The 18,096-nt window shown below is 74.9% G+C and carries 18 protein-coding genes and 7 tRNA genes; 13 read left to right on the top strand and 12 right to left on the bottom strand.

What is annotated here, in order from left to right; translation table 11 throughout:
• Positions 1-166 precede the first annotated feature (166 nt).
• Positions 167-1,411, bottom strand: a complete 1,245-nt coding sequence (locus ACFY0O_RS29335) for a serine/threonine-protein kinase (protein WP_388952045.1) — start codon at positions 1,409-1,411, stop codon at positions 167-169.
• A 551-nt stretch (positions 1,412-1,962) separates the two neighbouring features.
• Here ACFY0O_RS29335 and ACFY0O_RS29330 point away from each other — a divergent pair.
• Entirely contained in the window at positions 1,963-2,148 is a 186-nt protein-coding gene (locus tag ACFY0O_RS29330) for a hypothetical protein (protein WP_358892824.1), read from the top strand.
• Between the two features lie 229 nt (positions 2,149-2,377).
• On the opposite strand, the gene ACFY0O_RS29325 is transcribed toward ACFY0O_RS29330, so the two are convergent.
• The 5 genes from ACFY0O_RS29325 to ACFY0O_RS29305 all read right to left on the bottom strand — a co-directional run bounded on the left by ACFY0O_RS29325 (position 2,378) and on the right by ACFY0O_RS29305 (position 2,889).
• Positions 2,378-2,449 (bottom strand) — tRNA-Val (locus tag ACFY0O_RS29325).
• A gap of 49 nt (positions 2,450-2,498) precedes the next feature.
• A tRNA-Val gene (locus tag ACFY0O_RS29320) sits at positions 2,499-2,570 on the bottom strand.
• 61 nt (positions 2,571-2,631) lie between these two features.
• Positions 2,632-2,703 (bottom strand) — tRNA-Val (locus tag ACFY0O_RS29315).
• 1 nt (position 2,704) lies between these two features.
• Positions 2,705-2,778 (bottom strand) — tRNA-Cys (locus ACFY0O_RS29310).
• A 38-nt stretch (positions 2,779-2,816) separates the two neighbouring features.
• A tRNA-Gly gene (locus ACFY0O_RS29305) sits at positions 2,817-2,889 on the bottom strand.
• A 193-nt stretch (positions 2,890-3,082) separates the two neighbouring features.
• Here ACFY0O_RS29305 and ACFY0O_RS29300 point away from each other — a divergent pair.
• Genes ACFY0O_RS29300 through ACFY0O_RS29290 form a run of 3 tightly spaced genes read left to right on the top strand, consistent with a single transcriptional unit; the run spans position 3,083 to position 5,868 of the window.
• Positions 3,083-4,168 (top strand): chorismate-binding protein, encoded by a 1,086-nt coding sequence (locus ACFY0O_RS29300; RefSeq protein ID WP_388952027.1) that lies wholly within the window; start codon positions 3,083-3,085, stop codon positions 4,166-4,168.
• The gene (locus ACFY0O_RS29295) at positions 4,165-4,986 is read left to right on the top strand and encodes an aminodeoxychorismate lyase (RefSeq protein ID WP_358892822.1); all 822 of its coding nucleotides are present in this window, start codon (positions 4,165-4,167) and stop codon (positions 4,984-4,986) included. The genes ACFY0O_RS29300 and ACFY0O_RS29295 overlap by 4 nt, the downstream gene beginning before the upstream one ends.
• A gap of 48 nt (positions 4,987-5,034) precedes the next feature.
• The gene (locus tag ACFY0O_RS29290; protein ID WP_388952024.1) at positions 5,035-5,868 is read left to right on the top strand and encodes a GNAT family N-acetyltransferase; all 834 of its coding nucleotides are present in this window, start codon (positions 5,035-5,037) and stop codon (positions 5,866-5,868) included.
• Positions 5,869-5,878: 10 nt separating this feature from the next.
• Here the strand turns inward: ACFY0O_RS29290 and ACFY0O_RS29285 are convergent, their stop codons facing one another.
• Positions 5,879-6,376, bottom strand: coding sequence for a DsbA family protein (locus ACFY0O_RS29285; protein ID WP_388952021.1), 498 nt, complete (start codon positions 6,374-6,376; stop codon positions 5,879-5,881).
• Between the two features lie 163 nt (positions 6,377-6,539).
• Here ACFY0O_RS29285 and ACFY0O_RS29280 point away from each other — a divergent pair, with 163 nt between their 5' ends.
• Positions 6,540-6,944 (top strand): hypothetical protein, encoded by a 405-nt coding sequence (locus ACFY0O_RS29280; RefSeq protein WP_388952042.1) that lies wholly within the window; start codon positions 6,540-6,542, stop codon positions 6,942-6,944.
• Positions 6,945-7,094: 150 nt separating this feature from the next.
• On the top strand, positions 7,095-7,295 hold the full coding sequence (locus ACFY0O_RS29275) for a hypothetical protein (RefSeq protein WP_388952018.1): 201 nt from the start codon (positions 7,095-7,097) through the stop codon (positions 7,293-7,295).
• On the opposite strand, the gene ACFY0O_RS29270 is transcribed toward ACFY0O_RS29275, so the two are convergent.
• Both ACFY0O_RS29270 and ACFY0O_RS29265 read right to left on the bottom strand, forming a co-directional pair.
• Entirely contained in the window at positions 7,251-7,865 is a 615-nt protein-coding gene (locus tag ACFY0O_RS29270; protein ID WP_358892817.1) for a CGNR zinc finger domain-containing protein, read from the bottom strand. The two genes, ACFY0O_RS29275 and ACFY0O_RS29270, sit on opposite strands and share 45 nt — an antisense overlap.
• Positions 7,866-8,080: 215 nt before the next feature.
• Positions 8,081-8,494 (bottom strand): SsgA family sporulation/cell division regulator, encoded by a 414-nt coding sequence (locus ACFY0O_RS29265; RefSeq protein ID WP_030011909.1) that lies wholly within the window; start codon positions 8,492-8,494, stop codon positions 8,081-8,083.
• A gap of 177 nt (positions 8,495-8,671) precedes the next feature.
• Here ACFY0O_RS29265 and ACFY0O_RS29260 point away from each other — a divergent pair, with 177 nt between their 5' ends.
• Positions 8,672-9,109, top strand: a complete 438-nt coding sequence (locus tag ACFY0O_RS29260) for a TIGR02611 family protein (RefSeq protein WP_388952016.1) — start codon at positions 8,672-8,674, stop codon at positions 9,107-9,109.
• Positions 9,110-9,166: 57 nt separating this feature from the next.
• Positions 9,167-9,238, top strand: a tRNA-Val gene (locus ACFY0O_RS29255).
• Positions 9,239-9,299: 61 nt separating this feature from the next.
• Here ACFY0O_RS29255 and ACFY0O_RS29250 read toward each other — a convergent pair.
• Positions 9,300-11,672: an SCO7613 C-terminal domain-containing membrane protein gene (locus tag ACFY0O_RS29250; protein WP_388952013.1), complete on the bottom strand. Its 2,373-nt coding sequence runs from the start codon at positions 11,670-11,672 to the stop codon at positions 9,300-9,302.
• A gap of 186 nt (positions 11,673-11,858) precedes the next feature.
• Between ACFY0O_RS29250 and ACFY0O_RS29245 the strand changes: the two genes are divergently transcribed.
• Together ACFY0O_RS29245 and ACFY0O_RS29240 are read left to right on the top strand one after the other, a co-directional pair.
• Complete coding sequence (locus ACFY0O_RS29245; protein WP_388952012.1) at positions 11,859-12,332, top strand: SRPBCC family protein; 474 nt, start codon at positions 11,859-11,861, stop codon at positions 12,330-12,332.
• 38 nt (positions 12,333-12,370) lie between these two features.
• Positions 12,371-12,442 (top strand) — tRNA-Val (locus ACFY0O_RS29240).
• 74 nt (positions 12,443-12,516) lie between these two features.
• Here the strand turns inward: ACFY0O_RS29240 and ACFY0O_RS29235 are convergent.
• The gene (locus tag ACFY0O_RS29235; protein WP_388952010.1) at positions 12,517-13,242 is read right to left on the bottom strand and encodes a 3'-5' exonuclease; all 726 of its coding nucleotides are present in this window, start codon (positions 13,240-13,242) and stop codon (positions 12,517-12,519) included.
• Positions 13,243-13,479: 237 nt separating this feature from the next.
• Between ACFY0O_RS29235 and ACFY0O_RS29230 the strand changes: the two genes are divergently transcribed.
• Both ACFY0O_RS29230 and ACFY0O_RS29225 read left to right on the top strand, forming a co-directional pair.
• Positions 13,480-14,058 carry a DUF4365 domain-containing protein gene (locus tag ACFY0O_RS29230; protein ID WP_358892812.1) on the top strand — a complete coding sequence of 193 codons (579 nt, stop codon included), beginning with the start codon at positions 13,480-13,482 and terminating at the stop codon, positions 14,056-14,058.
• Complete coding sequence (locus tag ACFY0O_RS29225) at positions 14,058-15,290, top strand: hypothetical protein (RefSeq protein WP_388952008.1); 1,233 nt, start codon at positions 14,058-14,060, stop codon at positions 15,288-15,290. The genes ACFY0O_RS29230 and ACFY0O_RS29225 overlap by 1 nt, the downstream gene beginning before the upstream one ends.
• A gap of 28 nt (positions 15,291-15,318) precedes the next feature.
• Here ACFY0O_RS29225 and ACFY0O_RS29220 read toward each other — a convergent pair whose 3' ends face one another.
• Positions 15,319-15,792: a GNAT family N-acetyltransferase gene (locus ACFY0O_RS29220; RefSeq protein WP_388952005.1), complete on the bottom strand. Its 474-nt coding sequence runs from the start codon at positions 15,790-15,792 to the stop codon at positions 15,319-15,321.
• A 254-nt stretch (positions 15,793-16,046) separates the two neighbouring features.
• On the opposite strand from ACFY0O_RS29220, the gene thrS reads away from it, so the two are divergent.
• On the top strand, positions 16,047-18,023 hold the full coding sequence (gene thrS / locus ACFY0O_RS29215; RefSeq protein ID WP_388952002.1) for a threonine--tRNA ligase: 1,977 nt from the start codon (positions 16,047-16,049) through the stop codon (positions 18,021-18,023).
• The last annotated feature ends 73 nt before the right edge of the window (positions 18,024-18,096 follow it).

Here is an 18,096-nt window from a genome sequence, read left to right as displayed (position 1 = left end):
GGGGGCCCGGGGGGTGGGGGGGGCGGGGCGGGGGGGGGGCCCCCGCCGGGGGGGGGGGGCCGGGGGGGGGGCGGGGGGGGGGCGGGCCCCGGGGCCCCCCCCCCCGGGGGGGGCCCCCCCCCCCCGGGGGGGCCGCCCCTCCGTGTTTCCTCGGAGCCCCAGGGCCTCAGAGCCGCTGTGCGAGCGCGATCCCCAGCGCCACCAGCAGGGTGACCACCACGAACACGATCAGCCGCTGCCGCATCAGCCTGGGGTCCGGCCGCGAAGGCCGCCGCCCGGTGCCGGTCGTGCGGGGCCCCGTGCGCGGGCCCGTACGGTCCCCCGTGCGGCCCGCCGTCGACCCGGAAGGGCGTGAGCCCGACGGGCGCGGGCGCGACCCGCTGTGCGGCCCCTGCGGCCGCGGGGCGGGGGTGGTGCCCGACGGGCGCTCCCCGTGCCGCTCCCCGGCCCGCTCGGCCGGGCCCCGGCCGCCGCCCCCGGTACGCCGCTCGGTGTCCTGCCCCGCGTACCCGGCGGCCCGCTCGGGCAGCCGGCCGGTGGACCGCTCGACGCGGGCCCGCTGCGCCGGCGGGCGGCCGTCGCCCAGCCCCTGCGCCTCGCGGGCGGCGATCTCCTTGAGCCGCATCGACAGCTGGAGCGTGCTCGGCCGCTCCTCGGGGTCCTTGGCCAGGCAGGCCCGCACCAGCGGGGCCAGCGCGTCCGGGACGCCGACCAGGTGCGGCTCCTCGTGCACCACCCGGTACAGCATGACCTCGGAACTGCCGTGCCCGAAGGGGGAGTCGCCCATCGCGGCGTAGGCGAGGGTGGCGCCGAGGGAGAACACGTCCGTGGCCGGGGTGACGGCGGCGCCGCGCACCTGCTCGGGCGCGAGGAAGCCGGGGGAGCCGACGGCGGTGCCGACGTGGGTCAGGGTGCTGGCCCCCGTGGCCCAGGCGATACCGAAGTCGATGATCCGCGGCCCCTTGGGCGACAGCAGGATGTTCGAGGGCTTCAGGTCGCGGTGGACGACCCCGGCCTCGTGGACGGCGACCAGTCCCTCGGACAGCGCGGCGCCGACGGCGGCGATCTGCGCGGCCGTCAGGGGGCCTTCCTCGGCCACCTTGTCGTGCAGCGAGGGGCCCGGCACGTACTGCGTGGCGAACCAGGGCCGCTCGGCCTCCAGGTCCGCGGCCACCAGCCGGGCCGTGCACCCGCCGCGGATCCGCCGGGCGGCGGACACCTCGCGGGCGAACCGGGAGCGGAACTCCTGGTCCTCGGCCAGGTCGGGCCGGATCACCTTGAGGGCGACGCGCTGGCCGCGCCGGTCGGAGCCCAGGTAGACGACGCCCATGCCGCCGGCGCCGAGCCGCCGGTGCAGTCTGAAGGAGCCGACGACACGCGGGTCCTCGCGCCGGAGCCGCATCATCGCCATGTCCACCCCGCTGACGGTCGCCTTGCTGACCTGGCACAGCTTACGGACCATCCGGCACCAGCGCTCAGAGGCCGCGCCCTCCGCGGAGCATTCGATCCTCTGTGCGGCGCAGGCCACTTGAGGGTGTGCCAGACGAGACGACCTCCGTTCGGGCGATGTGGCCCCGTACCCCCAAGGCCCCTTCGGACCAAGGGGATTGGCCTCCCGGCGCCTCCTTCGGCAGGCCGGGACCGGGGGAGCGGGGCCGTGGGGCGCGACCGGGGCCGTCAACACCCCGTACGAGGACACGCGTGCGCGGAGAGTGACGCAAGTGAGCGAAGTCACTACCCTCCGGACAACCCCTCCGGGAAGACCCCCACCGAGGGGGAAGGATCTCCACCCAGGGGAGTAGTCCGGGGGCGGCCGCCTCATCCTCCTGGAGGCCCGGCAATGGGTACGAGGGCATGAGGCCAGGAGCCTTCCGGCCGCCTAGTGTTGAAGACAAGCGGCGGGTGGCGCACTCGTCCCCCGAGGTCACGAGCCCGCCGCTGCCAGACGACAGGGAGAGGACCATGGCGGACACCGCACGGCAGGGACGCAAGCTCTTCGCGTTCGACGGCCATGAGTCCGGTACGCGCCACCCGCTGGTGGCCGCGGCCATGGTCCTCCCCCTGGCCGCCCTCCTGCTCTTCCTCTTCGGGGGATTCGATCAGGTGGCGGCACAGGCGTCGTCCGTGGGCGTGATGCTGGGGCGCTGAGCGGCGCCCCAGGCCCGGGAGAGCGGCCCGGGCCGGGACATCGGCCCGTCGAACCCCGTGGGGACGGGGGGACGGCGGACGGCAGTTGAAGGGTGTTGCCCGTACGGCTGGGGAGCCGGACGGGCAACACCCTTTTCCACTCCGCTCACCGGGCCCCTTTTCGCTCCGCTCACCGGACGCACACGCGCGAAAGCCCCGGCCGTCGAGACGGCCGGGGCTTCCGGTGCTGTGCGCGATACTGGGATTGAACCAGTGACCTCTTCCGTGTCAGGGAAGCGCTCTCCCGCTGAGCTAATCGCGCGGGCTACGGTAAAGAACCGCAGGTCAAACAGGGTGCTGATGGTACTGCGTGCGCGATACTGGGATTGAACCAGTGACCTCTTCCGTGTCAGGGAAGCGCTCTCCCGCTGAGCTAATCGCGCTGGGGTTCCCCCTACCGTAGGTAAGGGGCGGATCCTTGCGGACCAGGCCCTTTCGGACCAGTGGACGATACTGGGATTGAACCAGTGACCTCTTCCGTGTCAGGGAAGCGCTCTCCCGCTGAGCTAATCGTCCTTGGAGGTGGAGACGGGATTTGAACCCGTGTAGACGGCTTTGCAGGCCGTTGCCTCGCCTCTCGGCCACTCCACCTCGGAGTGTGCGGGGTCTCGGGAAGATCCCCCACTCAGAGCGGACGACGAGACTCGAACTCGCGACATCCACCTTGGCAAGGTGGTGCTCTACCAACTGAGCTACGTCCGCAGTGTCACCGTGTTCGCTCCGGGGTTTTTCCCCGGCGCTCCCTGGCGACGTGTTGAACTCTAGCGGATTCCCGGGCCAGCTCAAAAACGCGTTTCCGCAGCGTGCTGCCGACGTGCTGCCGACCCGATCACCGGAGGTCACCCGCCGGTCACCTCACCGGCGGCATCGCGCCACCGGTCATAGACTCGCAGCCGTGCACGACCTGCCTCCCCTGGCCCGCTTCGGCGGCCTCCTCGCGACCGACCTCCGAGACGTGACCAACGATCCCTCGGCCCTCGACTCCACCGGGTTCTGGGTGGTGAGCGCGGACTTCGAAGGCCGGCTGGTCTGCGCGCGCTTCGGCGACATACGCCCCGACCCCGTCCCCGCGCCCGTACCCGGCGCCTGGCGCGGTCCCGCCGCCGACCGCTGGTCCTCCTCCCTGGACCGCTCCGCGTACGTCGCGGGCGTCCGCCGGATCCGCGAGTACATCGCGGCGGGGGAGGTCTACCAGGCCAACCTGTGCCGCGTGGTCTCCGCCCCGCTGCCCGATCCGGCCGCCGCCGACGTGGACGCCCTCACCGCCCTCCTCGCGCGCGGCAACCCGGCCCCCTACGCAGGAACGATTCGGCTCCGCGCGCACGGCGTGGAGATCGCCACCGCCTCCCCGGAGCTGTACCTGCGCCGGGCCGGCCGCCGCGTGGAGTCCGGGCCGATCAAGGGGACCGGCCGCACCGCCGCCGACCTGCTGCCCAAGGACCACGCCGAGAACGTGATGATCGTGGACCTCGTCCGCAACGACCTGGGCCGCGTCTGCGCCACCGGCTCGGTCACCGTGCCCCAGCTGTGCGCCCTCGAGGAGCACCCCGGCCTGGTCCACCTGGTCTCCACCGTCGGCGGCGAGCTGGCCGAGGGCGCGGGCTGGCCCGAGCTGCTGGCCGCCACCTTCCCGCCCGGATCCGTCACCGGCGCTCCCAAGTCCTCCGCCCTGCGGATCATCGAGGAGCTGGAGACCGCCCCGCGCGGCCCCTACTGTGGGGGCATCGGCTGGGTCGACGCCGACCGGGGCACCGCCGCCCTCGCCGTCGGCATCCGCACCTTCTGGATCGACCGCGAGGCCCCCGGCGGCCCCCGCCTGAGCTTCGGCACCGGCGCCGGGATCACCTGGGGCTCCGACCCCGAGCGGGAGTGGGCCGAGACCGAGCTGAAGGCGGCCCGGCTGCTCGCCCTGGCCTCGGACGGGCCCGCGCCGGGCGCGCCCGAGACGACGCACGACCTGAGTGGAGGAACCGTACGGTGAGGATCTGGCTCGACGGAACGCTGCGGGACGCCGAGGAGGCGAAGGTGTCCGTCCTCGACCACGGGCTGACCGTGGGCGACGGGGTCTTCGAGACCCTCAAGGCGCAGGACGGCACCCTCTTCGCCCTCACCCGGCACCTGGAGCGGCTCACCCGCTCCGCCCGCGGCCTGGGCCTGCCCGACCCCGACCTCGACGAGGTCCGCCGCGCCTGCGCCGCCGTCCTGGAGGCCAACCCGATGCCGCTCGGCCGGCTGCGGATCACCTACACGGGCGGCCTCTCCCCGCTGGGCTCCGACCGCGGCGAGACCGGGCCCACCCTGGTCGTCGCCATGGGCGAGACCGCCCGCCGCCCCGACACCACGGCCGTGATCACCGTCCCCTGGGTGCGTAACGAGCGCTCCCCGCTGGCGGGCCTGAAGACCACCTCGTACGCGGAGAACGTGGTCGCCCTCGCGCGGGCCCACCGGGACGGGGCCTCCGAGGCCCTCTTCGGCAACACCCTCGGGCAGCTCTGCGAGGGCACGGGCTCCAACGTCTTCGTCGTCCTCGACGGGGAGCTGCACACCCCGCCCGTGGCCTCGGGCTGCCTCGCCGGCATCACCCGGGCCCTGGCCGTCGAATGGACCGGCGCCCGCGAGAGCGACCTGCCCCTCGACGTCCTGGAGCGGGCCGAGGAGGTCTTCCTGACCTCCACCCTGCGCGACGTCCAGGCCGTCCACCGGGTCGACGGCCGGACCCTGGCCGCGGCCCCCGGTCCGGTCACCGCCAAGGCCATGCGGGTCTTCGAGGAGCGCGCCGCGTCCGACATCGACCCCTGAGGCCCCCCACCGTGGTGACGGCGCCGCGCGGCGGGTAGAACTCGACGGATGACCACCACCCTGCGGCCCAGCGGGCCGCTTCAGCAGAGCGGGGGCGGCGGGCGCTCGCGCCCGTACGAGGTCCGCGTCAACAGCAGGCGCGTCGGGACGCTCCTGATCGCCGCCGACACGCCCTCGGGGCCGACGGTGGGGGAGATCCGCGACCTGGCCGTCGACGAGCCGGACCGCCGCCGCGGCCGGGCCACGGTCGCCGCGCTGGCCGCCGAGGAGGTGCTGCGCGGCTGGGGCTGCCGCCGGGTGCGGATCTCCGTCCCCGCGGACTCCCCGGGCGGCCTGCGGCTCGCCGCGGCCCTCGGGTACGCGGAAACGGGCCGGAACATGGCCAAGGAGCTCCCGCAGGACCCGCCGGCCCTCTCCGAGGGGGTGCGGGGCCGGCCGATGACCGGGGCCGAGTACGCGGCGTGGGACGTCCGGGCCCGCGAGCTGTACGCGGCGAGCTGGACGGCCCGGGGCCTGCGGCCCGAGGAGGCGCGGGCCAAGGCGGAGGCCGACCACGACGCGCAGCTCCCGCGGGGCCTGGAGACCCCGGGCGTCACCTTGGCCGTCCTGGAGGCGGCCGGGACCCCGGTCGGGCACGTGTGGCTCGCGCCGGCCGGGGAGGAGGGCGCGGGGGCGTACGTGTACGACGTCGAGGTCGCCGAGGAGCACCGGGGGCGCGGCCACGGCCGGGACCTGATGCTGCTCGCGGAGCGCGCGGCGATCGCGCGGGGCCACCGCCGGCTGGCGCTGCACGTGTTCGCCGACAACACCCCGGCCCTGCGGCTGTACGAGTCCCTCGGCTACCGGACCACGCACGTGAACTACGCCAAGGAACTGCTCTGAGCCCTCCGGCTCAGCCGTCGGCGAGCAGCCGGTCGGCGATCTCCTCGAGCCGGGCGCGCAGGCCCTCCTGGCTCTTGCCGCCGTCGAGGCGCTCGCCGCCGATCACGTAGGTCGGGGTGCCGGTCACGCCGATGGCCTTGCCCTCGGCCTGGTCGGCGTCGACGATCAGGATGTGCCGGCCGTCGATCAGGGCGGTGTCGAACTCCTCGGCGTCCAGGCCCAGTTCACGGGCCACATCGAGCAGTACGGCCTCGCCGCGCTCGCCCAGCTCGGCCGTCCTGGCCAGTACCGCCTCCGCGTACGGCCAGCCCTGCCCCTGCTCCAGGGCCTCCTCGGCGGCCTGCGCGGCGGCGAAGGCGTGCTTGTGCTTCTCCAGCGGGAAGTGGCGCAGCCGGATGTCCAGCCGGTCGCCGTAGCGGGCCCGCAGGGCGCGCACGTCGTCCAGAGCGCTGTGGCAGTCCGGGCACTGGAGTTCGCACCAGACGTCGAGGATCACGGAATCGGTCATGCGGACAGTCTCCCAGACCACCCGGGCGGCACCGGGGGAGGAGATGCCACCCCGAGATGTCCCGGAGATCGGGCCGGGCGGGCCCGCGGGCATGGCCGTGGCGGAGGCGGCCGGTGCAGGATGGAAGGGACAGAACGCCCACCGCAGGCCGCCGGAGGACCGCATGCTCGCCGAGACCATTTGTTCCGCGGTGTCCGCTGCGGGCCTGGGCATCGCCGCCGTGACCGCGTACCGCAGACGGTTCGTGCGGGCCTTGCGGATCACCGCGTACGCGCTGGTGCCGGTCGGCCTGGTGCTGACCGGGGTGGTGCAGTGGCTGACGGGGATCGTCTTCAAGCCGACCGTGTGGATCGGCTTCGGGCTGCTGGCCCTGGCCTGGGTGCTGTTCCTGGCCACCCGGGCGCTGGAGCGGCGCGCCGCGGGCGGGGTCGCGAAGTCCCGGGAGGCCGTCGCCCCGGCCGCCTCCGCCCTGGGAGGCGGGGCCGCCGGCCCGTCCCCGAAGCCGCAGAGCGCCCCGGCGGAGGACTTCTCCGACATCGAGGCCATCCTGAAGAAACACGGCATCTAGGCCGCGAAGGACGGCATACCGCATACCGCCGCCTGGGCGCGGAAGAAGCCGGGGGAAACCACCCGAACCGGGGAGAGACGGCCAACTACCGTGTGACGGTTGGCGTGTTGGGGGCGCCGGGGGGTCGTGCTGCGCGATCATCGCCCCGACATGCTCGACACATCCCAGGGTGAGCCGCCGGCTCCCGTCCACGTGCCCGAGGCCCCCGTCGGCCATGGCCCCGCGCCCGTCGGGCCCCCCGAACCGCGCGGGTGCCTCTTCGCCCTGTCCCAGCCCCCGCTGATGATCTTCCTGGCGGTGATCGGGCTACTGCTGCTGCTCGCCGCCGTGCACGACCTCTACCTGCTCTGACGCCTGCTCCGGCGGGCCGTCGGCCCCCTTGCGGCGCGCCCGGTAGGCGGCCACGTGCAGCCGGTTCCCGCAGGTGCGGCTGTCGCAGTAGCGGCGCGAGCGGTTGCGCGAGAGGTCCACGAAGGCGCGTCCGCAGTCCGGGGCCTCGCAGCGGCGCAGCCGCTCCTGCTCGCCGGAGACCACGATGAAGGCCAGTGCCATGCCGCCGTCCGCCGCCAGGTGGTCGCCCACCGAGGCGCCCGGCGCGAAGTAGTGCACGTGCCAGTCGTAGCCGTCGTGGTCGGTCAGCTGGGGGGTGGTGCCGGCGGTGGCCACGAGTTCGTTGATGAGCACGGACGCCGCGCGGGGGTTCGGCGCGGCGAAGGCCTGTGCGAACTTGCCCCGTACCGTCCGGACCCCGGCGAGGTCGCGGGCGGTGAGCTCGCCGACGTCGCTGATCGCGTGCTCCTTGACGAAGCCGCGCAGGGCGGCGACGTCCGCGAGCCCGTCGGGCCGGCCGGGCTCGGCCGCGGTGTTGACCAGCGCGACGACGACGTCGAGCGCGCGACGGGTGTCGTGGGGGATCTGCACGGGGTCGCTCCCTGGAGGCGGGCCTGGCGGCGACGGGCCGCTGCCGCCGCTGGGGGCCGACTCTAGCGGTTGGCGTCAACAGGGGGCCCGGACAGCGCAGCGGCGCTGTCCTCGCGGGTGGCTCCCGCGGGGACAGCGCCGTCACTGCCGTATGGGGTTGTCCGTGCGGCACCGTCGCCCCGAGTCGGACGGTGCCGGGCGGCTGGGGGCCTGGCTCAGCTTTCGGCCAGGATGTGGGAGAGCTCCTTGTCGAGGTCGAAGTGCCGGTGCTCGGTCCCGGGCGGGACCGCGGCATCCGTGCGCTTCAGGAACGACTCGAGGGCTCGGGCGGGTGCTTCCAGCAGCGCTTCTCCCTCCGGTGAGCTCAGGGCGATGCAGACGACGCCCTGACCGTGGCTGCGGGACGGCCAGACGCGGACGTCGCCGGTACCGGTAGGCCGGTGGAGGCCCTCAGCGAGGAGGTCGCGGGCGAACACCCATTCGACCGTCTCCTCGGCGCCGGTGTGGAAGGTGGCGTGCACGGCGTAGGGATCGGCCGTGTCATACCGCAGGCCCGCGGGAACAGGCAGTGAGGACTCGCTCGACACAACGAGGCGCAGGTGCAGCTCGCAGCTGACCGTGGTGTTCATAAGCGCCAGGGCCTTTCGCTCAGTGTGCGCTCGGGGATTCGCACGTCGGCGAAATCGACATGCCACCTACGGTGCCGTTGTAAACCCCTCTGACCGTTTTGCGGACCTCTGGGTCCCTCGGACGGCGGATCCAAAGCGGCATTCACGTGTGCTTCCGGCTCCGGTAGATTCGGCGTCATGGATACGGGGAGTGACCGCGGAATCAACGAATCCGCTACGGGCGAGACGGCCGCCGAGGAAGCGCCGCACGTCTCGAAGGCGCCCGCCTTCATCAAGGCGAACCGCAGCCTGCACCTGAGCTGGCAGGTCGGCGTCTTCGTCGTCGGCCTGGTCGTCATCGGCGCGGGCATCGCGATGCTCGTCCTGCCGGGACCGGGCTGGGTCGCGATCTTCGCCGGCCTGGCGATCTGGGCCACCGAGTTCGCGTGGGCCCACCTCGTCCTGCGCTGGACCAAGCGCAAGGTCACCGAGGCCGCGCAGAAGGCCCTCGACCCCAAGGTCCGGCGCCGCAACATCATCCTCACCAGCGCGGGCCTGGTCATCGCGGGCGCGCTGGTGGGCTTCTACCTGTGGAAGTACGGGCTCACGCTGCCGTGGCACCTCAAGGACCAGTGATCGTTCGGACCTGGTCATGGAGCACCGCTGACATGCGGTAATGTTTGCGGTGTGCCCGGGCGATTAGCTCAGCGGGAGAGCACTTCGTTCACACCGAAGGGGTCACTGGTTCGATCCCAGTATCGCCCACCCGGAGCAGAGGCCCCGGAGACTCGAAAGAGTCTCCGGGGCCTCTGCCGTTCCCGGCCCCTCAGCGCAGCCGGCCGAAGGCCTCGCGGAGCCTGCGGGCCTCCCGCAGCCGCCGCTCGTACGTCGCCCCCACCGCCAGCAGCAGCACCCCCGCGAGCGCCGGCGGCACCCAGCGCGGCAGCAGACCGGCCACCTGCACCACGTACGGGGCCAGCTCGTGCACCGCCACCCCCGCCAGGGCGGTCCCGCCCAGCAGCAACGGCGCCTGGAGCCGCCGGTGCGCACCCGCCAGCGTCACCGCGAGCGCCCCCAGCCCCAGCAGCAGCGGGCGCGGCCAGTACGGGTCCCCCCAGACGGCCACCAGGCTCGGCAGCAGCGCCGCCCCCAGCCCCGGCCCGTACGCCGCCCAGGACGAGGCCCCCCGGTCCCGGCGGCGGCGCAGCAGCCCCACCGCCAGGGCCGCCGCCGACGCCGGCAGCGCGTACGCCTCCGGCACCGCCACCCCCGACGCCGCCAGCCGCACCCACACGGCCGCCACGCCCAGCGCCCCCGCCGCCCGGCCCAGCCACCGCCGGTCGCTCCGCAGGGCCCCCGCCCCGCAGAGCGCCCCGCCCAGCGCGAGCACCAGCGCCAGCACGGGCGGGTCCCCGGCCGCCAGGACCGCGCCGAGCGCCCCCGCCCCGGCCGCCGCGGCCTCCGCCGGCACGCGCACCGGCCCCAGCGCCGGCCCGAGGGCGGCCACCACCGCCGGAAGGGCGAGCAGCGCGACCCCCTGCCAGGGCGCCGGGACGCCGCCCAGCGCGCCCAGCGCCACCACCAGCGCCGCCGCGTATCCGACCGCCGCCACCGCGCAGACGCCCCGCGCGGCCGTCCGGGCGCCCCCGTACGCCGCTCCCAGCGCGGCCCCGTCCCCCAGCAGCCCGAACACCGCGAAGGTGGCCACGCGGCCGTCCAGAGCCGCCAGGGACACCCCGAGGGCCCCCGCCCCCGCACACCCGCCGGCCGCCCGCGCGACGGCCGGCTCCACGGCCCGCAGGGCCGCCACCCCGGCCGCCAGGGCCACCGCCAGCTCCGCCCCGAGCCCCACCGCCCCCGGCAGCCCCGCCCCCGCGGCCACCGCGAACAGCCCGGCCCACACGCACACCACCGCCCCGGCCCGGGCACCCCGCCCGGCCGGCCCCGAGGCCGTCCGGAGCCGGGAGAGGAGGTACAGGGTGCCCGCTGCCGACAGCAGCGTCAGCGCGAGCCCCACCCCCGGCCCCTGCGGGCGGTCCGCCGCCCCGGACCAGACCTCGGCCGGCACCGCCAGCCGCGAGGACAGCGGCCACGCCACCACCGCCAGCCCCGCCGACGCGCCCAAGGCGGCCACCACCGCCCCCGCCAGGGCCAGCCCGCGCCGCACCGCCGCCGCGAGCGCGTCCCCCCGTACCGCGGCCACCAGTGCGAGCCCCGCCGCCACCCGCACCGCCACCGCCCACCACACGCCGTCCCACCCGGCCGGAACCAGCGCCCCCACCGCCGACACCGCCGCCAGACCCCCCGCCACCGCGGCCGCCACGGCCCGCGGCTCCCGCCAGGCCACCGCCACGCCCAGCAGCGCCCCCGCCCCCAGCAGCAGGGCCGGACCGGCCGCCCCCGGCTCCGCCAGGGACCCCGCCAGCCCCGCCGCCAGCGCCGCCCCGCCCAGCACCCCCGAGCCCGCCCACGCGGGCACCCGCACCGCCCGCCGGCCCACCGCCACCGCGAGCACCGCGTCCAGCCCGGCCGTCGCCAGCAGCGCCCAGCCCGCACCCGTCAGGTCCGCCCCCGCGGCGGCCGCCGCCAGCGGCAACGGCAGCTGCGCCGCCCCCACCGCGGCGAGCGGCGCCGACCGCGGCCCGCGCAGCACCGCCCCGTACCCCGCCCACAGCCCCGCCAGCACCGCGGCCGCCCAGGCCGCGTAGGCCGGCCCGGCACTGCCGGGCAGACCCACCGCGTGCAGCGCGTACGCGTCCAGCACGGTCAGCGCCAAGGCCACCGCAGCCACAGCCTCGGCCGTCGACCGCAGCCCCCGCCGCAGCAGCACGACGGGCGCCGCCAGCGCCGCCGCCGTCACCGCGGCCAGCGCCGCCGAGCGGCCTCCGATGCCCAGGGAACCCCAGCTGACCAGCGTGAACGCCAGTGCGGCCACGGCCAGCAGCACCGCGCCCAGCACCAGCAGCACGTTCTGGGCGCCCGGCTTCGACCCGTCCGGCCCGGGCGCCGGCGCAGGGCCGGCCGGGGCGAACGGCGCCCCCGCGGGCCCGAAGGCCCCCGGCCGCGCCCCGTCCGACTGCCACAGCAGCCGCAGCAGCCAGTCCCGGCGGGCCAGCAACTGCAGCCGCCGGGCGTCCAGTCGGGCCAGTTCGGCGTCGATGAGCGCCAGCTCGTGGGCCGGCGGCAGAGGCGTGTCCATGCCCGGAGTGTGGCGCCCGTCACCCCGTCAGGACATGGGCGGGGCTACTCAGATCGCCCCTGAGTACCCCGGCGCCGCCGCCTCCGTATCCCCCCTGTGCCTGGCCCGGGCCCCACCCGTCCCCTGTCTCCGGGGCCTTCACGGAAACCGCCCCGCCGCGGCCGCGCGGAGGTCCAGACTGGACACATGCCCCGCTGGACGCGCTACCGCTTCCGCAGCGTGTGGGACCTCGACGCCCCGCCCGCCCTCGTCTACTCCCTGCTGGAGGACCCCCGGCGCTACCCGGGCTGGTGGCCGCAGGTCCGCCGGGTCGCGCAGAGCGGCACGGACTCCGGGACCGCCGTGATCCGCTCCGTCCTCCCGTACGAGATCCACGTCACCCTCCGCGGTCTGCTCCGCGCCCCCGCCCGGGGCGTCCTCGAAGTGGCGCTCGGCGGGGACCTCGACGGCTGGGCGCGGTGGACCGTACGCCCGCGCGGCGGGCCCGCGGCCCGCCGCACCCGGGCCGTCTACGAGCAGGAGGTCGAGGTACGGGATCCGCTGCTGCGGCGGTTGGCACTCGCCGGACGGCCCGCGCTGCGGCTCAACCACGCGCTGATGATGCGGGCCGGACGGCGCGGTCTCGCCGCCCGGCTGACCGCTCCGCCTGAAGCGGTTTGAACAGACCCCGAGGCTCTTGTATTGTTCAGTGCGTTCCCGGGCGATTAGCTCAGCGGGAGAGCACTTCGTTCACACCGAAGGGGTCACTGGTTCGATCCCAGTATCGCCCACCGGGACAGGCCGGTCCGTCTGATGACGGACCGGCCTTCCGCATTCCACGGCGTCCCGGGCGTCCCACGTCCGCTCAGGCCGCCGCCGGCACCTCCGGGCGCAGCGGCCAGTGCGGATCCACCGCCTCCGGAGTGCCCTGCCGCGCGAACCACGCCTGGAGGCCGCGCGCCTGCGCCGCGTGCCACACCGCCTGGAGCTCGTGCAGCTCCGCCGGGGTCAGCCGCTCCAGCCGCGCCGCGAACCGCCGCCCCACCGCCCGTACCAGCTCCAGCGAGGCCATCGCGTCCGCCGAGGCGTCGTGCGCCCCCTCCAGCTCTATCCCGTAGTGCGCGCACAGGTCCGTCAGCGTCCGGCGGCCCTTGCGGTAGCGGTCGAGGTGCTTGTCCAGCACCCGCGGATCCAGCACCGTCAGCGGCCGGTCGTCCAGGTACCGGGCGAGCGACGACGCCCGGTGCCGGCGCAACTCCCGGTCCAGCAGCGTCAGATCGAACGGCGCGTTCATCACCACCACCGGCCGCCCCGCCACCTGCTGCTCGCTCAGCGCGCGGGCTATCTCCTCCACCACCGGCGCCGGCCAACGGCCGTTGCGCTGGAGGTGCTCGTCGGTCAGACCGTGCACTTCCGTGGCACCCCGGGGCACCGGGATGCCGGGATTGACCAGCCAGCGCGTGGTGCGCACCCGGCCGCCCGCGCACTCCTGCACGACGAGCGCGGCGGACACGATCCGGTCCTGCTCGACGTCCACCCCGGTGGTCTCCGTGTCGAAGGCGGCCAGCGGCCCCTCGTACCAGCGTGTCATGGCGAACTCCTCGTCCCCGATCGGCAGACGGGGCGTGCCGGGCGCCACCGCCCCGGGACCCGCCGCCCCCGCCGATTCCGTGATACCCGGGCTGTTTGCCCCGTACGCCGTTTGCGCGGAGCCGGGTGCGGAGACAACTTCCCTGGGGGGTCGTACACGTGACCGGCCGTCACCCACACCACGCACCACCACCACACCACCCGCACGGCAGAGCCCGGAAGGCATGGGGAGCCGGCCATGGCGCTCGCGCAGCCCGAACCGGGCGGGGTGCTGGACGCGGACACCGGAGCGAGGCCCGGTCCGCTGCGCGGCACGCTCGCCACCACCGCCTGCATGGAGACCCTCCAGGTGGCATACCTGCACGCCGTCGCGGCAGCCGCCGGCTGCTCGCTGTCCCAGCCGTTCCCGGACAACGGGATCGACTGGCACGTCAGCCACGGCGCGCCCGAGCACGTCGTCGACGACGAGGTCACCATCAAGGTGCAGTTGAAGGCGACCTACCAGGTCCCGCCGCGCCCGGCCGGACCCACCTTCGGCTTCACCCTCGACAACGAGCACCTGGTCAAGCTGGCCCGCACCCCCGTCGCCGTGCACAAGATCCTCGTCGTGATGCTCGTGCCGCGGGAGCGGGAGCAGTGGCTGAGCGCCGGGCACGACCGGCTCGACCTGAGGCACTGCTGCTACTGGACCAACCTCGCCGGGCATCCGGTGACCGGCCGGCGCCGGACCACCGTACGGATCCCGACCGCGCGGATCTTCGACGACCGGGCGCTGTGCGAGATCATGACCCGGGTCGGGTCGGGAGGGACACCCTGATGGACCGTCACGCACCGCGCCCGCAAACGCGCCTGGCGCCGCTGCCGCCCCCGCTGCCGTCCACCCGGCCGGCCCTGCCCGGCACCCCCGATCCCGCGGAGGTCGATCCCCGGGTCCTCGGCGCGCTGCTGCACCGGCACGGCTGGCTGCGGCGCGGCGGCGCGGCCGGGCGGTACGGGCGCTGGACCCCGCCCGGACACGGCGGCACCAGCCTGCTCGTCCCCGAGACCCGGACCTTCCCCGACTGCGCCGACCTGCTGGAGGAGGCGCTGACCGCGCTGTCGCGCAGCGGGCTGCCGTCGGCGCGGGAGGTGCTGTTCGGGCTGAGCGTGCCCAGCGACGAGGTCCGGTGGGAGCGGGAGACCCCCGAGGCGCCGTACGGGTTCCAGGGCGAGGCCGGCTGGACCGCCCAGGAGCGGCTGCGCTCGGCGGCGCGCCGGCTGCTGCTGGCCGGGGCCCTGGCCGAGCGGGCCCGCGCCGGATACCACGGGGCCCGCCACCGCGCCCAGGCCGAACGGGCCCTGGAGGGGGTGCTGGTGGGACCCGGCCCGGACGGGCGGCGGCTCGCCGCGTACGTCCCCGTGGACGGCGGGCGGGGGCTGGTGACCCGGCTGCACCACGCGCTGCACGCCGCCCGGGAGGCGGTGGACTACCAGCGGGCCACCGGCGGCATGGAGGCGTTCGACGCGGCCGTCGCGGCCGGGGTCAGCCGGGAGCTCGCCGACGCGCTGATCGCCCTGGTCCAGGGCTCGGAGGGGGCGCGGATCGTGCTGGCCTGGGCCCCGGCGGCCGGGGTCCCGGCCGGCTGCGCGGCGCGGCCCGAGCCGGTGGAGTTCTCCCCCGGCGACCTGCCCGTGCTCCGCGAGGCCTCGGCCCGCTACACCCGCTCCGAGCCGTCCGTCGCCGTGCGGCTGGCGGGGGCCGTGGTGCGGATGCGGCGGGCGGCGGCCGGCGGCGGGGGGACGGTCCGGCTGCGGGTCCTGGCCGGGGCGGAGGTCCCGTACGTACGGGCCGCGCTGGGGGAGGAGGCGTACCGGATCGCCGTCCACGCCCACCTGGCGGGCCTCCCGGTCCGCCTCAGCGGCCGCCTCTCGCGGCGCGGCGGCTTCCGCAGGCTGACGGACGCCGCCGACGTGACGCCCGTCCCGCTGGACGAGGTGGAGCGCGACCGGCTGATGAAGTCCCTGGACGCGGCCTTCGACCCCGAGGACGTCCTGCCGTCCGACGACTGAGCGCGCCCGACGCCGACGGGAAGACCCCTCAGGGCGTCCGCGTGAACGAGGCCATGCGCAGGCCGGGGACGGGGGTGAAGTCTGGGCCCCGGACGAAGCCCAGGCGTTCGTACAGGGTCACCGCCGGGGTGTTGTCCGCGCCCGTGGAGACCTCGACCGTGCGGCCCGGGAAGAGTTCCCCCAGCGCGTGCCGCAGGAGCAGGGAGGCGACGCCCCGGCGGAACCGGGCCGGGTCCACGCACAGCCGGTCGAGGCTCACGGGGCCGCCGGGCCGCGGGGCCTCCCAGGCCAGGAAGCCGGCGATCGCCCCGTCCGGGCCGACCGCCCCCAGCCAGTGCAGCGCCCGCCCCCGCATGTCCTCCAGGCTCTCGCCCAGTGCGGGGATCCCGTCGAAGCCGATCAGCTCCGCCTCCACGGCGTACGCGGCCCGCCCGATCCGGTGCACGGCGGCGGCGGTCGCCCCGTCGGTGAGGTCCAGCGGGCGGACGGACGGGTTCGGCATGGAGCGGGTCCCTTCGGGGCGCGGCGGACACGGCCCGGCCACGCTACCCGCGCCCCCGGCGGCGCACGGCGGGTTTTCCCCGCCGCCGGGAGCCGCCCGGGCCGGAGCGGGAGGGCGGGCGCCGCCGGGGCACCCGGCACAACCGTTTAGCGGCGCGGCCGCTCCGCTCGGTACGATTCACACGCGCCGGGACCACCGGCGCGTTCCCCGCCCGGCTGCCGCCGGGGAGGGCCCCCAGACTTCAGGAGAAACCGGTGTCAGACGTCCGTGTGATCATCCAACGCGATTCCGAGCGGGACGAGCGCGTGGTGACCACGGGCACTACGGCGGCCGAGCTGTTCGCCGCCGAGCGCACCGTCATCGCCGCCCGCGTCGCGGGCGAGCTGAAGGACCTCTCCTACGAGGTGCGGGACGGCGAGACCGTCGAGCCGGTGGAGATCTCCTCCGAGGACGGCCTGAACATCCTGCGCCACTCGACCGCGCACGTCATGGCGCAGGCCGTGCAGGAGCTGTTCCCCGAGGCCAAGCTGGGCATCGGCCCGCCGGTCCGTGACGGCTTCTACTACGACTTCGACGTGGCCCGCCCCTTCACCCCCGATGACCTCAAGGCCATCGAGAAGAAGATGCAGGAGATCCAGAAGCGCGGGCAGAGGTTCGCCCGCCGCGTGGTCTCCGACGAGGCGGCCCGCGAGGAGCTCGCGGACGAGCCGTACAAGCTGGAGCTCATCGGCATCAAGGGCTCCGCGTCCACCGACGACGGCGCGAACGTCGAGGTGGGCGGCGGCGAGCTGACCATCTACGACAACCTCGACGCCAAGACCGGCGAGCTGTGCTGGAAGGACCTCTGCCGCGGTCCCCACCTGCCCACCACCCGCAACATCCCGGCGTTCAAGCTGATGCGCAACGCGGCCGCCTACTGGCGCGGCAGCGAGAAGAACCCGATGCTCCAGCGCATCTACGGCACCGCGTGGCCGTCGAAGGACGAGCTGAAGGCGCACCTCGACTTCCTCGCCGAGGCCGAGAAGCGCGACCACCGCAAGCTCGGCAACGAGCTCGACCTCTTCTCCATCCCGGACGAGATCGGCTCCGGCCTCGCCGTCTTCCACCCGCGCGGCGGCATCATCCGCCGGACCATGGAGGACTACTCGCGCCGCCGGCACGAGGAGGAGGGCTACGAGTTCGTCTACTCCCCGCACGCCACCAAGGGCGCCCTCTTCGAGAAGAGCGGCCACCTGGACTGGTACGCGGAGGGCATGTACCCCCCCATGCAGCTCGACGGTGGTACCGACTACTACCTCAAGCCCATGAACTGCCCGATGCACAACCTGATCTTCGACGCGCGCGGGCGCTCCTACCGTGAGCTGCCGCTGCGCCTGTTCGAGTTCGGCACCGTGTACCGGTACGAGAAGTCCGGCGTGGTCCACGGTCTGACCCGGGCCCGCGGCTTCACCCAGGACGACGCGCACATCTACTGCACCCGTGAGCAGATGGCCGAGGAGCTCGACCGCACCCTCACCTTCGTGCTGAACCTGCTGCGCGACTACGGTCTGACCGACTTCTACCTGGAGCTGTCCACCAAGGACCCGGAGAAGTTCGTCGGCTCGGACGAGGTCTGGGAGGAGGCGACCGCCGTCCTCGCGCAGGTCGCCGAGAAGCAGGGCCTGCCGCTGACCCCCGACCCGGGCGGCGCCGCGTTCTACGGCCCGAAGATCTCCGTGCAGGCGCGCGACGCCATCGGCCGCACCTGGCAGATGTCGACCATCCAGCTGGACTTCAACCTGCCGGAGCGGTTCAACCTGGAGTACACCGCCCCCGACGGGTCCCGCCAGCGCCCGGTCATGATCCACCGCGCGCTGTTCGGCTCGATCGAGCGGTTCTTCGCGGTGCTGCTGGAGCACTACGCGGGCGCCATGCCGCCGTGGCTGGCCCCGGTCCAGGCCGTCGGCATCCCGATCGGCGACGGGCACGTGGAGTACCTGCAGGAGTTCGCCGCAGAGGCGAAGAAGCAGGGCCTGCGGGTCGAGGTGGACGCCTCCTCGGACCGCATGCAGAAGAAGATCCGCAACCACCAGAAGCTCAAGGTGCCGTTCATGATCATCGTCGGTGACGAGGACATGGCCGCGGGCACCGTCTCCTTCCGCTACCGCGACGGTTCGCAGGAGAACGGCATCCCGAAGGACGAGGCGCTGGCCAAGCTGGCCAAGGTCGTCGCGGACCGCGTCCAGGTCTGACCCGGCCCGAAGGCCCCCGGAGCGATCACCAGGTGATCACTTTCCGGGGGCCTTCCTCGTTCCTCCGGGCAAG

The sequence above is a fragment of the Streptomyces sp. NPDC001594 genome (assembly GCF_042893675.1).
Lineage (GTDB): Bacteria > Actinomycetota > Actinomycetes > Streptomycetales > Streptomycetaceae > Streptomyces.
Note: the sequence above shows the minus strand (reverse complement) of the source record. Positions and strands in the feature narration are given on the sequence as shown.

Bases quoted from the DNA above. Each gene is read 5' to 3' on its own strand.
- ACFY0O_RS29335 (WP_388952045.1), bottom strand. From the start codon at position 1,411: ATGGCGATGATGCGGCTCCGGCGCGAGGACCCGCGTGTCGTCGGCTCC.
- ACFY0O_RS29330 (WP_358892824.1), top strand. From the start codon at position 1,963: ATGGCGGACACCGCACGGCAGGGACGCAAGCTCTTCGCGTTCGACGGC.
- ACFY0O_RS29290 (WP_388952024.1), top strand. From the start codon at position 5,035: ATGACCACCACCCTGCGGCCCAGCGGGCCGCTTCAGCAGAGCGGGGGC.
- ACFY0O_RS29285 (WP_388952021.1), bottom strand. From the start codon at position 6,376: ATGACCGATTCCGTGATCCTCGACGTCTGGTGCGAACTCCAGTGCCCG.
- ACFY0O_RS29280 (WP_388952042.1), top strand. From the start codon at position 6,540: ATGCTCGCCGAGACCATTTGTTCCGCGGTGTCCGCTGCGGGCCTGGGC.
- ACFY0O_RS29275 (WP_388952018.1), top strand. From the start codon at position 7,095: ATGCTCGACACATCCCAGGGTGAGCCGCCGGCTCCCGTCCACGTGCCC.
- ACFY0O_RS29265 (WP_030011909.1), bottom strand. From the start codon at position 8,494: ATGAACACCACGGTCAGCTGCGAGCTGCACCTGCGCCTCGTTGTGTCG.
- ACFY0O_RS29260 (WP_388952016.1), top strand. From the start codon at position 8,672: ATGGATACGGGGAGTGACCGCGGAATCAACGAATCCGCTACGGGCGAG.
- ACFY0O_RS29250 (WP_388952013.1), bottom strand. From the start codon at position 11,672: ATGGACACGCCTCTGCCGCCGGCCCACGAGCTGGCGCTCATCGACGCC.
- ACFY0O_RS29245 (WP_388952012.1), top strand. From the start codon at position 11,859: ATGCCCCGCTGGACGCGCTACCGCTTCCGCAGCGTGTGGGACCTCGAC.
- ACFY0O_RS29235 (WP_388952010.1), bottom strand. From the start codon at position 13,242: ATGACACGCTGGTACGAGGGGCCGCTGGCCGCCTTCGACACGGAGACC.
- ACFY0O_RS29230 (WP_358892812.1), top strand. From the start codon at position 13,480: ATGGCGCTCGCGCAGCCCGAACCGGGCGGGGTGCTGGACGCGGACACC.
- ACFY0O_RS29225 (WP_388952008.1), top strand. From the start codon at position 14,058: ATGGACCGTCACGCACCGCGCCCGCAAACGCGCCTGGCGCCGCTGCCG.
- ACFY0O_RS29220 (WP_388952005.1), bottom strand. From the start codon at position 15,792: ATGCCGAACCCGTCCGTCCGCCCGCTGGACCTCACCGACGGGGCGACC.